Below are 13,446 nucleotides of genomic sequence, written 5' to 3'. Positions count from 1 at the left end.
GGGCGCGTCGGCCCGCGACGAAGGCCCCCGTCCGCACCGGGCAGATGGTCCGGTGCGGACGGGGCCGTAGCCATGTACTGCGGTGGGGCAGGGGAGGGGGCCCGGGCCGGTCAGTCTCCGGCGCCCCCGCCGTCGACCGCTCCCACGTCGCCACCGCCGCCGCCCGGGTCACCGCCGGCACCGCCCGGATCACCGCCCGGATCACCGCCGGGGTCACCGGTGTCGCCCGGGTCGCTGCCCGGACCGCTCGGGGTGGTCTGGGACGGGGTCGACGGCGAGGGCTGACTCGGAGTGGTGGAGGGGGTCTCGCCACCGGTCGGCTCCTGGGACGGGGTGTACTCGCCGCTCGGCTGTTCGGGCGTGTAGTCCTCGTTCTGCCCGCCGGTCCCGGGGTTCGTCTCCGTGTCCTGGGTGGTCTCGTCCTCCGGCGACTGAGAGGTCTCCTTGTCCTGGGTCTGGGAGACCGTCGGCGACGGCTTCTGGTCCGGCTCCCGGCCGTCGTTGCCCCTGTCGAGCGCGAAGATGATCCCGACGGTGACCGCGATCAGCGCCAGCGCCGCCACCAGCAGCAGCGGGCCGCGGCTCCGGCGGGAGCCGCCCCGGCCGCCGTCGTGCCGGGTGCCGTCGAAGCCGCCGTCGTCGCCCCGCGGCGGGCCCAGCAGCGGGGCCGGGATCTGCGAGGTGTCGCCGCCGCCCGCCGGCATCATGGCGGTCGTACCGGCCACGGGGGCCGCGCCCGCCATGGCGACCGTGCCGGTGTCCCAGGCGCCGGTGTGGCCGCCGTGCTCGGTCAGCATCTGCAGGGCGTACTGCGCCAGCCCGCGCATCTCCTCGGCGCTCTGGAACCGGTCGTCCGGGTCCTTGGCCAGCGACCGCATCACCAGCCCGTCCAGCTCCGGCGGCACCGCGTCCGACACCCGGGAGGGCGGCACCGGGATGTCCTGGACGTGCTGGTAGACCACCGACAGCGGGCTCTCGCCGGTGAACGGCGGGCGGTGCGCGAGCAGCTCGTAGAGCAGGCAGCCGGTGGCGTACAGGTCGGAGCGGGTGTCCACGGTCTTGCCGAGGGCCTGTTCCGGCGAGAGGTACTGCGGGGTGCCCATGACCATGCCGGTCTGGGTCATCGTGGACTGCGCGCCGTGCAGCGCGCGGGCGATGCCGAAGTCCATGACCTTGACCGCGCCCGTATTGGTGATGATCACATTCGCGGGCTTGATGTCGCGGTGCACGATGCCGTGGTGGTGGCTGTACGCCAGCGCCTCCAGCACCCCCGAGACGATGATCAGCGCCTGGTCCGGCGGCGGTGGCTCGGACTCGATCAGCAGATCCCGGATCGTCCGGCCCTCGACGAGCTCCATGACGATGTAGGGGACGGTGCTGCCGCCGATCACGTCCTCGCCGGAGTCGTAGACCGCGACCACCGCGTGGTGGTTCAGCCCCGCCACCGACTGGGCCTCGCGCGTGAAGCGGGCCTTGGAGACCGGGTCCTCGGCGAGATCGGAGCGCAGAAGCTTCACCGCGACCGTGCGGCCGAGCCGTACGTCCTCGGCGGCGAAGACCTCCGCCATGCCGCCGCGGCCGAGCCGGTGGGTCAGGCGGTAGCGCCCGTCCCCCACCAGTCCGCCGTCGCCCCACAGCTCGGGGGAGTCACCGGAGCCGCCGTTGCCGTTACCGTTGCCGCCGTTCGCCGGTTCGGATTCGGACGGGCCCCCGGAGCGCGTCTGTGCCATCAGTCCTCGCCGTAGTCAGTCTGTCCGCTGTACGCGGTCCGGGATCCCCTCACCGAATCCCCCGCCGCCGGCTCGGGGACCCAGGGGTCTTCCGGTAGGCACGCTACAGCCTCCGCGCGGCGCGCTGTTCCCCGGTGGACAGACCATCCAAACCGCCGGGGGCGCACGGAGGCAAATCCTCCCCCCGTCCATGGTGATGCTGTCACGCTTCCCGAACTCTTCTCGCCCATCCGGTCACGGAACGGGCACCCGGCTTGACGTGGCCGACCCCTGCGGCAGACTTGGCCGGTAATCAAGGTTGTTCGAGCAGCCGGCCAGGACGATCGGCCCGGCCGTCCGCACGGGGGGAATCAGTCACATGAGCGAGGACGGCGGGCAGGGCCGCTACCGGGGGCGCTCGGTCGCGGGCGGGCGGTACCAGCTGCGTGATCTGCTCGGCGCGGGCGGGATGGCCTCCGTGCACCTGGCGTACGACACCGTGCTGGACCGGCAGGTGGCCATCAAGGTCCTCCACACCGAGCTGGGCCGCGAGGAGGCGTTCCGCGAGCGCTTCCGGCGCGAGGCGCAGTCGGTCGCCAAACTCTCCCACACCAACATCGTCTCCGTCTTCGACACCGGCGAGGACGCCCTCTCCGACGCCGAGGGCGGCGGCAAGATGCCGTACATCGTCATGGAGTACGTGGAGGGCCGCCCGCTGCGCTCCGTGCTCGACGAGGACATCGCCCGGTACGGCGCGATGCCCGCCGAGAAGGCCCTGAGGATCGCGGGCGATGTGCTGGCGGCCCTCGAGGTCAGCCATGAGATGGGCCTGGTCCACCGGGACATCAAGCCGGGCAACGTCATGATGAACAAGCGCGACGTGGTCAAGGTCATGGACTTCGGCATCGCGCGGGCCATGCAGTCCGGCGTGACGTCGATGACGCAGACCGGCATGGTCGTCGGCACCCCCCAGTACCTCTCGCCGGAGCAGGCGCTGGGGCGCGGCGTCGACGCCCGCTCCGACCTCTACTCCGTCGGCATCCTCCTCTTCGAACTGCTCACCGGGCAGCTGCCGTTCGACGCGGACTCCCCGCTGGCCATCGCCTACGCGCACGTGCAGGAGGAGCCGCCCGTCCCGTCGTCCGTCAACCGCTCCCTGCCGCCGGCGGTGGACGCGCTCATCGCCCGGGCGCTGAAGAAGAACCCGAACGAGCGCTTCCCGACGGCGGAGGCGATGCGCCAGGAGTGCGAGCGGGTGGCGTCCGCGGCGCGGACCGGCGCCGCCCCGGCGATCGTCGACGGGGCGGGGGCCCGGGCCAGCGGCGCGGGGTGGGTTCGGCGGTCTTCCCGCCGCTGGACCAGCAGAACCCCGCCCTGTCCGCGCAGGGCGTGCAGGGCGTGCAGGGCGTGCAGGGCGTGCAGACGCCGTACCAGCCGCCGCCCGTGCCGGGTCTCGCGGGCCCGGGCGGCTTCGGCCCGTCCACTCCGCCGCCGCCGAGCTATCCGATGGGGCAGCAGGGCTATCCGACGCCCTCCCCCTACGGCCCCTCCGGCCCGGCCGCGCCGTACAACCTCTCGCCGCCGGCCGGCGGGAGCGGCACGGGCGGCGGCAGGAGCAGCAGCATGCCGGTGGTCGTGGGCGCCGTCGTGGTGGTCCTGCTGGCCATCGGCGGTCTGATCACGGCTCTCGTCCTCAACAACGGCGACGACGACGGGAAGCAGGCCGGCCCCGGAACCGGCGAGTCCGCGGACCCGTCCCCCACGGGCGGCGAGACGGGTGACGGCGAGGGCGGCGGCGCCGCGCCGGCCAAGGAGATCGCGGAGGACAAGAGCCGGACGATCGACCCGGAGAAGTGCACGGACGCGTACGAGCACTACGACGACAAGGACGCCGTGTCCATGCCGGATCTGCGCTTCCGCCACATCGCGTCGGTGAAGGACTGCATGAACCAGGCGGGCTGGAAGTACAACGACCTGGAGTACGAGGACTCCTCCATCTGGGGGAAGAACGCCGTCCTGGAGCAGATCCCCCGCAAGGGCGAGCCGTTCGACCCGGACAAGGACACGATCACGCTGACCGTCGCCACGGGCAAGCCCGAGTAGGCGGAACCGGTTCCGGGCGGGGAGTCCGGGCGGGGAGTCGCGGAACGGAGCCGGGAGAGGACTGGGCCGGGGACCGGCACGTACGGCGCGCGTCACACGCCGTACGTGCCGGTCCCCGGCCGTTGCCTGCGCAGCCCGGGGCACGGTAATCCCGCGAGAGGCCCCGCGAACCGTCCTCGAACCGTCCGCGGGGCGTTCCGGCCGATCAGAGATACGGGCCGGAGCGGGCGCCGCCGCCGGGACGGCCGCCCTCCTCCTCACCCTCCTGGTCCGGCAGCTGGACGCCGGGGGGCAGCGCGCGGCGCATCTGCTCCAGCTGGGCACGGGCTGCCATCTGCTGGGCGAAGAGCGCGGTCTGGATGCCGTGGAAGAGGCCCTCCAGCCAGCCGACCAACTGGGCCTGCGCGATGCGCAGCTCGGCCTCGGTGGGCACCACGTCGTCGGTGAACGGCAGCGACAGCCGCTCCAGTTCCTCCACCAGCTCCGGGGCCAGTCCGTCCTCCAGCTCCTTGACGGAGCTCGCGTGGATCTCCTTGAGCCGCACCCGGCTCGCCTCGTCGAGAGGAGCCGCCCGGACCTCTTCCAGCAGTTGCTTGATCATGCTGCCGATGCGCATGACCTTGGCGGGCTGTTCCACCATTTCCGTCAGCGGGGTCTCGCGGGACTCGTCCTGCTCTTCCTCGCCGGCGCCGGCGGCCTTTCCGAGAGCCATTCCGTCCGGCCCCACGACCAGGACATGGGAGCTCTCCTGCGACCGTTCATTCCTCGGCTTCTCCATGCGGCCATTCTCGCGCACACGGCGCGGGGCGGACGGTCAGGGGCCCGGGGAGACGATCCTCACAGACGGCGCGGAGGGGTACCGGATCGGACGGGGGCGCGCAGAGGCGGCGCGGGCGCCGGGCGGACCGCGCGGGCGCCGGGCGGGCGCCGCACGGGCGCGGACGGGGATCCGGTCCCGGACGGGGTCCCGGACGGGCGCGGTTCCGGACAGGAGCGGGTTCCCACGGGCGCGGGACGGGGCGCGGGCTCAGCCGCGGCGCAGGCGGAGGCCGATGAAGCCGAGCCCCAGACCGACCAGCACCAGGCCGGTGCCCAGCGGCAGCACCCGCATCGCCGGGCGGCCGGTCCGCACGGCGGCGGGAGCGCCCGTACCGGAGTCCGTACCGGAGCCCGGGCCGGCGTCCGTGGCGCCGCCGGTGCCGCCCGTTTCCGTGCCGCCGTCCGGCCCCTTCTCCGGCGGGCCCGGCCGGTCCGGGCTCCACTCGTACGGGCGCGGGCCGTACGGATACGCCTCGTCCTCGTACCGGTACCCGTACGGGAGGTCCGGGCGCCGCCCCCCGGCCGCCGCGCCGTGGTCCTCCGCGGGCGGGAACCAGGGGCCGCGCCACCGGGCGGAGGGTGTTCGGGACGGCCGGGCCGGGGCGGGGCGTGTTCCGGCCGGGCCGGGTGCGCCCTCGGCCGCCCGCCGTCCCGCGGCGGTCTCGCCGTCGCGCCGGGCGGTGGGGGAGGACGCGGCCCGCGGCTCCGCGTCGCCGGAGAGGCGGTCGTGCAGGAGGACGAGGGGCGCGGGGACGAGCACCGCGGCTGCCAGCAGTCCCGACGCGAGCCGTGCACGGAACACCGGAGTCACGGTCGGACACCTTCCCGGGCCGAAACGGTAGGACGGTGTCCAGCGTCACACGGGGGGACCCTCCCGGCATCCCGGCCGTCCCGGGCCTTCCCGGCACCGCGGCCGCCCCGGCACCGGCACCGCACCGGCGTCTTCCCGCCGCCCCGGCGGGGAGGCCCCGCTACGGCACCAGCAGGATCTTCCCGACGTGGCCGCCGGCCTCCATCGCCCGGTGCGCCCCGGCGGCGTCCCGCATCGGCACCGTGCGGTCCACGACCGGCCGCACCCGGCCCGCCGCGACCAGCGGCCACACGTGCTCGCGCACCGCCGCGACGATCGACGCCTTCTCCGCCTCCGGGCGGGCGCGCAGCGAGGTGGCGGTGACCGCGCCCCGCTTCGACAGCAGGGCGTTGAGGTTGAGTTCGCCCTTGACGCCGCCCTGCAGGCCGATGATGGCGAGCCGGCCGTTGACCGCCAGCGCCTTCACGTTCCGGTCCAGGTACTTGGCGCCGATGATGTCCAGGATGACGTCGGCCCCGGCGCCCTCGGTGGCCCTGCGCAGCTCCTGGACGAAGTCCTGCTCGTGGTAGTTGATCAGGATGTCCGCGCCCAGCTCCCGGCAGCGCTCCAGCTTCTCCGCGCTGCCCGCGGTGACCGCGACCCGGGCACCGGCCGCCTTGGCCAGCTGGATCGCCATGGTCCCGATGCCGCTCGCCCCGCCGTGCACCAGAAGGGTGTCGCCGGGCCGGAGATGGGCGATCATGAAGACGTTGGACCAGACCGTGCAGGCGACCTCCGGCAGGCCCGCGGCCGTCACCGCGTCGACCCCCTCGGGCAGCGGCAGCAGCTGCCCGGCCGGCACGGCCACCTTCTCCGCGTAACCGCCGCCCGAGAGCAGCGCGCACACCTCGTCACCGACGGACCAGCCCGCGACCCCCGGCCCCAGCGCCGCGATCCGCCCGGAGCACTCCAGACCGGGGTACGGCGAGGCGCCCCGCGGCGGGTCGTAGTAGCCCTGGCGCTGAAGGAGGTCGGCGCGGTTGACGGCACTGGCCGCCACCTCGACCAGCACTTCCCCCTCAGCGGGTACGGGATCCGGGACCTCGGCCCACACCAGGGCCTCGGGTCCGCCGGGTTCGGGGATGGTGATCGCGTGAATGGACATGCCCGCGAGGCTACTCCCGCGGCCGGCGCTCCTCCGGTTCCGCCGGGTGCGGCCGGGGGCGGGCCCGGACGATGGTGATGAGGCGGTCGGTGGAGCGCAGCGGGCTCGCGGTCGGGTCGTCGTAGGCCAGCAGCCGGTGCCCGCGGAGCACGGAGACCACCAGGTCGTCCGTCTCCCGCACGGAACGGCCCACTTCGGACTTGACCACCGGGCGTTCGACGAGGTCCAGTCCGCTGCCCTGCTGGATGAGGTCCTCCATGACCGTGCCCGCGCTCGGGCTGAGGGAGGAGAGGCCGAGCAGCCGGCCGGCCGCGCTGGCGCTGGTGATCACGGCGTCGGCGCCGGACTGGCGGAGCAGCAGAGCGTTCTCCTCCTCCCGGACGGCCGCGACGATCTTCGCCGCCCGGTTCATCTGACGGGCCGTCAGGGTGACGAGGACGGCGGTGTCGTCGCGCTGGGTGGCGATGATGATCTGGCGGGCCTTCTGCGCCTCGGCGCGCAGCAGGACGTCGCTGCGGGTGGCATCCCCGATCACGCCCACGAAGCCCTCGGCGTTCGCCGAGTCGATCACCTTGCTGCTCGGGTCGACGATGACGACCTGGTCCTTCGGCAGACCCTTGGCGTGCAGGGTCTGCACGGCCGAACGGCCCTTGGTGCCGTAGCCGATGATGACGGTGTGGTCGCGCAAGTGGGTCCTCCAACGGGCCAGCCGCCACTCCTCACGGGTGCGCTCCGTGAGGACCTCCAGGGTCGTGCCGACGAGAATGATCAGGAACATCACCCGCAGCGGCGTCACCGCCAGGATGTTGACGAGCCGGGCGCTGTCGCTGGCCGGGATGATGTCGCCGTAGCCGGTGGTGGAGAGGGTGACGGTGGCGTAGTAGGCGGCGTCGAGGAAGTCGACGCTCTCGTCGGTGTTGTCGGTGTAGCCGTCGCGGTCGAAGTAGACGATCAGAATGGTGGTCAGCAGGACCAGCAGCGCCAGCAGCAGCCGCCGCGCCACCTGGCGCAGGGGATGCGCGGCGATGCGGCGCGGCAGCTGGATGCGGAAGCCGGTGGCGTCCGGGGCATCCCGCGCGGCGACGTCGTAACTCGGCAGCTTCACTCGGTCTCCCCCTCGAACCAGGGGAGTTCGAGAATCTCCGCCATGGATCCGTCCTCGGCACCGCCCGGCGGGACGACGGCGAGCCCGTCGGCGGCGGCGATCCCGCGGAGCATAGCCGGTCCGTTGAAGCGCAGCGGCACCGCCCGGTGGCCGGTCTCCGCGCCGGTGTTTCCGCTGCTCCGGGCGCCGGTCCCCCGGCTGCCCGGGGCGCGTCCGCCGGGGTGCCCGGAGCGGCCGGACGGGGACGCCGCCGGGGTGCCGGTGCGGCGCACCACGGGCACCAGGCGGGTGTCCCGGGGGTGGCCCGGCGCGCCCTCCGCCAGCGGGACGTACACGGCGGTGCGCGGGGCGCGGCCGGAAAGCGCGCGGAGCAGCGGCTCGACGAGCGTCAGCAGCCCCGAGACGGCGGCGAGGGGGTTGCCGGGCAGGCCGACGAGGTGCCGGCCGGGCGCGAGCCGGGCCAGCAGCATGGGATGGCCGGGCCGCACGGCGACGCCGTCCACCAGCACCTCGGCCCCGGCCCGGCGGAGCACCGGGTGCACATGGTCGACCGGGCCGGCGGCCGTACCGCCGGTGGTGACGATCACGTCGGCGGCCGACGCGGTGACGGCGGTGTGCAGTACCTCGGCGTCGTCGCCGAGCCGGTACGTCCCGGTGACCTCCGCGCCGAGCGTCTCCAGCCAGGGGCCGAGCATCGGGCCGAGCGCGTCGCGGATGCGCCCGTCGCGGGGGAGCCCGGAGTGCAGCAGCTCGTCGCCGAGGACCAGCACCTCCACGCGCGGGCGGCGGACCGTCCGCAGCTCGTCGTAGCCCGCGGCGGCGGCGAGGCCGAGGACCGCGGGGGTGACCGCCGTCCCGGCCGCCAGCAGCCGGTCGCCGCTGCGGCACTCCTGGCCGCGCGGGCGGATGTCCTGGCCGGGCACGACGGTATGGCCGCCGGTGGTGTGGAGCCGGGCGTCGCCGGGGGCGGGGCTCCGGTGGTGCTGTGCTCCGAGCCGTGGGGGCCGCCGGTCGGGGGGTTCGTCGCGTCGCGGTCGCCGCCGCTGCCCGCGCCGGTGTTCCCGCCGTTGTGCCCGCCGGCCTCGGGGCCCCGGGCCGGGCGCCGGCGGATCTCGCCGTACTCGCTGCGGAGGACACCGGTGGTGCCCGGCGGCACCCGCGCCCCCGTCGCGATCCGGACCGCGTCGCCGTCCTCCAGCGGTACGAGCCCGTCGTCCCCGGCGAGGACACCGTGTCCGCCGGTGGCGATCCGCCAGGGGCCCGGGCCGGACACGGCCCAGCCGTCCATGGCGGAGGAGTCGAAGGACGGCAGATCGGTGAGCGCGGTGAGCGGCTCGGCCAGCACCGTGCCGAGTGCGTCCGGGAGTTGACGGACCTCCGGGGCCAGCGGCCCGCGCACCGCGCGGGCGGCGGTGGCGCGGGCCTCGGACCAGGGCATGGCCCCGTGCCGGTGCCCTGCGCGTGACCCCGGGGCCCCCGGTGCACGGCCGCCGGTACCGGCGGGGCAGCCGTGGTCGCGGTCGTGGCTATGGCTGTGGCCATGCCTGTGGCCGTGGCCGTCCTCCGGCTCTCCGCCGGAGGCCGCTCCTTCCGGGGAGGTCGCCGCCCCCTCGGGGGAGCCGTCGCCGTTGATCCGCTCCCACGGGTCCCAGGCGCCGTCGGCCCCGGCGAGCGGCCCGGCGGACGGTCCGCCGGACCCGCCGGGTGCCGCGGCGGCCGGTTCGGGGCGTGCCCCGGCGGGAGGCGCCGCCGGCTCCGCGACGGATCCCGCGGACGGTGCCGCGGCCGTACGCGGCGACGGCGGGCCGTCGTTGGCGATCGCGAGGGCCTCGTCGACGTCCCGGTCGGCGCCGGCGGCACCGCGGTCCGCTCCCCGGTGTGTCATTCCGTGTTCTTCCCCGGATCCTCGCCCGCCTCCTCGGCCCAGCGCGCGGCGAGTGCCGCGGCCCGGCGGACATTGGCCAGCACCTGCTCGGGACCGCCCCCGGAATGACCTGCCGCGTAGCCCACCAGGAAGGTGGTGAGCGGCGCGGCGGGCCGGGCCACCCCGTGGGCGGCGTCACGGGCGAGATCGAGAAGCGCGGCGGTGTCCACGTCCAGCTCGATGCCGAGTTCCTTCTTGACTTCGGAAATCCATTCGTCCAACACCCGCCCATGGTCCCTGATGCGGGCCCGTGCAGCGGCAAGGTGGTCCCAGGTGTCGCAGTCGAAGGCCGCGGCGGGGTCGGGGGCCGGCAGGCGGCGGAGCGACAGGTCCGCGGTGAGCAGGCGCAGCGGGAGGTGCGCGAGGCCGCCGTGTTCGGCCGCGATCAGGGCGAGTTCGCGGCGCAGCGGCTCGGTGCGGTAGACGGCGACGAGGGGCTGGTCCCGGCCGTCGGCGTCGGTCAGCAGCACGCCGTCGGGGCGGGCCGGGCGGCCGGGCGGTACGGGCTCTCCGGGCGGCGGGCCGGGCGGGCGGCTGCGGGGCGGCGGCCTCCCGGCCCGTGCCCGTCGCCGCGCCCGTGCCGGCCCCCGCGCCCGTGTCCGTCTCCGTGCCCGCGTCCGTGCCGGTGTCCGCGTACGGCACGTCGAGGGCGGTGAGCAGGGCTCGTACGGTGTCCGCCGTCAGAAAGGGGAGATCGGCGGAGAGGGCGAGCACGACCGGGGCGGTGGCGTGGCGGACGCCCGCGTCGAGCGCCGCCAGGGGCCCGCCGCCCGGCGGCTGTTCGAACGTCCAGCGCACAGGCCGTACGGTCGGTCGGCGCGAGCCCACGACGACCGTCCCGGCCGCGTCCGCGCAGGCGTCCAGCACCCGGTCCAGCAGGGGGCGGCCGCCCACCCGCAGTCCGGGCTTGTCGGCCCCGCCCAGCCGCTTCGCGGCCCCGCCGGCCAGCACCACGGCGTCGTACACCAGCACAGTCATGCCCCGAGTATCACCGGGGGCCGGCCGGCCCGGACAACCGGCCGGCCTCCGGCCCCCGCGGCCCCGCCCGGCGTCCCGTGTCCCGCGTGGCGCGTTCCGTTCCGACCGGCACGGGCCGCGTCAGAGCGTGCGCAGGAGCAGGGCCGGTTGCTCCACGCAGTCGGCCACGTGGCGCAGGAAGCCGCCGGCCGTGCCGCCGTCGCAGACCCGGTGGTCGAAGGTGAGCGACAGCTGCACCACCTGCCGCACGGCCAGCTCCCCCCGGTGCACCCAGGGTTTCGGGGCGATCCGGCCGACGCCGAGCATGGCCGCCTCCGGGTGGTTGATGATCGGTGTGGAGCCGTCGACGCCGAAGACCCCGTAGTTGTTGAGGGTGAAGGTGCCGCCGGTCAGCTCGGCGGGGGTCAGCCGTCCCGCGCGGGCGGACTCCGTGAGCCGGGCGAACTCCTCCGACAGCGCGGCGGCGCCGAGGGTGTGGGCGTCCCGGATCACCGGCACCATCAGGCCCCGGTCGGTCTGCGCCGCGAACCCGAGGTGCACGGCCGGGAGCCGGACGACCTCGCGGGCCGCGGTGTCCACGGTCGAGTTCAGCTCCGGGTACTCGGCGAGGGCCGCCGTGCAGATCCGGGCCAGCAGCGCGGGCAGCGACACCTTGGGGCGTCCCGGGGTGTTCATCGCCGACCGCGCCGCCAGCAGTTCGGTGGCGTCGGCGTCGACCCAGGTCGTGGCGTCCGGGATCTCGCGCCGGCTGCGGGACAGCTTGTCGGCTACGGCCCCCCGGATGCCGCGCAGCGGGATCCGCTCGGAGCGCAGGCCCCGCCCGGCCGCCGCGGTCGCCGGTGGGGTCCCCGTACGCGCCGCGGAGGACGGCGGCTCCCCGCCGCCTCCGGCACCGGTCCCGGCCGTGCGCGGCTCCGCGGGGGCCGGCGTCTCCGGTGCCGTGGCCGGAGCGACCGGGCCGGTCCGCCCGGCGGCCCGCCGCACCGCGCTCTCGACATCGGCGCGGAGGATCAGCCCCTCGGGACCGGAGCCCGCCAACTGCCGCAGGTCGAGGCCGTGTTCCCGGGCCAGCCGCCTGACCAGCGGGGAGATGACGGCCACCGGTCCGTCCCGCCCGTCCGTCCCGGCAGCGCCTCCGTCCGCGCCGGCGGCACCGGCCGTGCCGGGGCCGAGGGCAGCGCCGTGCACCGGTCCGGCGGTGGTACCGGGGCCGGTCTCCACCCCGGCTCGCGGAAGCCCGTCCCGCCGTACCCGGTGCGGCCGGAGCCGCCCGCGGGGCGGGAGCCGTTCCGGGAACGGGTGTCTCCCGGGGCCGCCGGGGCGCGGCCCGCCCCGTGGTGCCGCGGGCGCCGAAGCCCGTGGTGGGACGGACCCGGCGGCGGCGCGCGGGAGGCACGCCGGTGCCGTAGCCGACGAGGACGTTGCCGGAGCCTTCACCGGCCGCCCGTCCGTCGCCCGTCCCCGCCGCGGGCGCACGGGAGCCCTCCGGCCCCTGCTCCCCGGAAGCGGCCGGGCCGCCGGAACGGGCGGAGCCGCCGGAGCCCGCGCCGCCGCCCGCCGCGGGCCCCGCGCCCACGGCGACCGTCAGCAGCGCCGCGCCGACCGGGAGTTCCGTGCCCTCCTCGCCGAAGCGGGCCGTGACCACCCCCGCGTAGGGGCAGGGGACCTCCACCATGGCCTTGGCCGTCTCCACCTCGACGACGGGCTGGTCGACGGCGACGACGTCGCCCACCTCCACCAGCCAGCGGACGATCTCCGCCTCGGTCAGCCCCTCGCCCAGGTCGGGCAGCGCGAATTCACGGACGGCGGCCATCAGCGCGCCCCCTCGCGGCCGGTGAAGTCCGCCTCCCACTGGAGCCGGGCCACCGCGTCGAGGACGCGGTCGACGCCGGGCAGATGGTGCTTCTCCAGCATGGGCGGCGGATACGGGATGTCGAACCCGGTGACGCGGAGCACCGGGGCCTCCAGATGGTGGAAGCAGCGTTCGGTGACCCGGGCGGCGATCTCCGCGCCGGGGCCGGCGAATCCGGTGGCCTCGTGCACCACGACGGCCCGGCCGGTGCGGCGGACGGAGGCGGTCACCGTCTCGTCGTCGAACGGCACCAGGGAGCGCAGATCGACGACCTCCAGCTCCCAGCCCTCCTCGCGGGCCGCCTCGGCCGCCTCCAGGCAGACGGGCACGGACGGGCCGTAGGAGATGAGCGTGGCCGAGCGGCCGGTGCGGCGGACCGCCGCGCGGCCGATGGGGGCGACGGTCTCCGGCGACTCCGGCGACCAGTCGGCCTTGGACCAGTAGAGCCGCTTGGGCTCCAGGAAGACCACCGGGTCGTCGGAGGCGATGGCGGCGCGGAGCAGGCCGTAGGCGTCGGCGACCGTGGAGGGGGTGACGACGTGGAGGCCGGGCGTCGCCATGTAGTAGGCCTCGGAGGAGTCGCTGTGGTGTTCGACGCCGCCGATGCCGCCGCCGTACGGCACCCGCACCGTGATGGGCAGCGGCATGGCACCGCGCGTGCGGTTCCGCATCTTCGCCACATGGCTGAGCAGTTGTTCGAAAGCGGGATAGGCGAAGGCGTCGAACTGCATCTCGACGACCGGCCGCAGCCCGTACATCGCCATGCCGACGGCCGTGCCGAGGATGCCCGCCTCCGCCAGCGGGGTGTCGGCGCAGCGGTCGTCGCCGAACTCGGCGGCCAGCCCGTCGGTGATCCGGAAGACGCCGCCCAGCGGACCGACGTCCTCACCGAGGACGTGCACCGCCGCGTCGGCGGCCATCGCGTCGCGCAGGGCGCGGTTGAGGGCCTGCGCCATGGTGGCGGGCCTGCGGGTCGTCGTGGCCGGCCTCTCGGCGGCCGG

The 13,446-nt window shown here is 75.5% G+C and carries 6 protein-coding genes and 4 pseudogenes; 1 reads left to right on the top strand and 9 read right to left on the bottom strand.

Features of this window, described 5'->3' with window-relative positions; all coding sequences use genetic code 11:
- Positions 1–110 precede the first annotated feature (110 nt).
- Complete coding sequence (locus tag E4N63_RS16405; protein WP_230241035.1) at positions 111–1,730, bottom strand: protein kinase; 1,620 nt, start codon at positions 1,728–1,730, stop codon at positions 111–113.
- A gap of 358 nt (positions 1,731–2,088) precedes the next feature.
- Here E4N63_RS16405 and E4N63_RS16400 point away from each other — a divergent pair.
- Positions 2,089–3,812 (top strand): annotated as a pseudogene (locus E4N63_RS16400) (protein kinase).
- A 205-nt stretch (positions 3,813–4,017) separates the two neighbouring features.
- Here E4N63_RS16400 and E4N63_RS16395 read toward each other — a convergent pair.
- The 8 genes and pseudogenes from E4N63_RS16395 to E4N63_RS16360 form a co-directional block, all read right to left on the bottom strand.
- Complete coding sequence (locus tag E4N63_RS16395; RefSeq protein ID WP_125624370.1) at positions 4,018–4,590, bottom strand: bacterial proteasome activator family protein; 573 nt, start codon at positions 4,588–4,590, stop codon at positions 4,018–4,020.
- A 249-nt stretch (positions 4,591–4,839) separates the two neighbouring features.
- Complete coding sequence (locus E4N63_RS16390) at positions 4,840–5,442, bottom strand: hypothetical protein (RefSeq protein ID WP_230241034.1); 603 nt, start codon at positions 5,440–5,442, stop codon at positions 4,840–4,842.
- A 160-nt stretch (positions 5,443–5,602) separates the two neighbouring features.
- Positions 5,603–6,580, bottom strand: a complete 978-nt coding sequence (locus E4N63_RS16385; RefSeq protein ID WP_125624382.1) for an NAD(P)H-quinone oxidoreductase — start codon at positions 6,578–6,580, stop codon at positions 5,603–5,605.
- Between the two features lie 16 nt (positions 6,581–6,596).
- Positions 6,597–7,691 (bottom strand): TrkA family potassium uptake protein, encoded by a 1,095-nt coding sequence (locus tag E4N63_RS16380; protein WP_125624374.1) that lies wholly within the window; start codon positions 7,689–7,691, stop codon positions 6,597–6,599.
- A 17-nt stretch (positions 7,692–7,708) separates the two neighbouring features.
- Positions 7,709–9,129 (bottom strand): annotated as a pseudogene (locus E4N63_RS16375) (molybdopterin molybdotransferase MoeA); the annotation flags it as partial.
- A gap of 443 nt (positions 9,130–9,572) precedes the next feature.
- A pseudogene (locus E4N63_RS16370) lies at positions 9,573–10,566 on the bottom strand (DUF6457 domain-containing protein).
- Positions 10,567–10,713: 147 nt separating this feature from the next.
- Positions 10,714–12,406, bottom strand: a pseudogene (locus tag E4N63_RS16365) (dihydrolipoamide acetyltransferase family protein).
- The gene (locus E4N63_RS16360; protein WP_125624384.1) at positions 12,406–13,401 is read right to left on the bottom strand and encodes an alpha-ketoacid dehydrogenase subunit beta; all 996 of its coding nucleotides are present in this window, start codon (positions 13,399–13,401) and stop codon (positions 12,406–12,408) included. The pseudogene E4N63_RS16365 and the gene E4N63_RS16360 overlap by 1 nt, the downstream one beginning before the upstream one ends.
- Between the last annotated feature and the right edge of the window lie 45 nt (positions 13,402–13,446).

Origin of the sequence: Streptomyces sp. MNU89 (assembly GCF_020982505.1) — a bacterium.
GTDB lineage: Bacteria > Actinomycetota > Actinomycetes > Streptomycetales > Streptomycetaceae > Streptomyces > Streptomyces xinghaiensis.
Note: the sequence above shows the minus strand (reverse complement) of the source record. Positions and strands in the feature narration are given on the sequence as shown.

Bases quoted from the DNA above. Each gene is read 5' to 3' on its own strand.
- E4N63_RS16405 (WP_230241035.1), bottom strand. From the start codon at position 1,730: ATGGCACAGACGCGCTCCGGGGGCCCGTCCGAATCCGAACCGGCGAAC.
- E4N63_RS16395 (WP_125624370.1), bottom strand. From the start codon at position 4,590: ATGGAGAAGCCGAGGAATGAACGGTCGCAGGAGAGCTCCCATGTCCTG.
- E4N63_RS16360 (WP_125624384.1), bottom strand. From the start codon at position 13,401: ATGGCGCAGGCCCTCAACCGCGCCCTGCGCGACGCGATGGCCGCCGAC.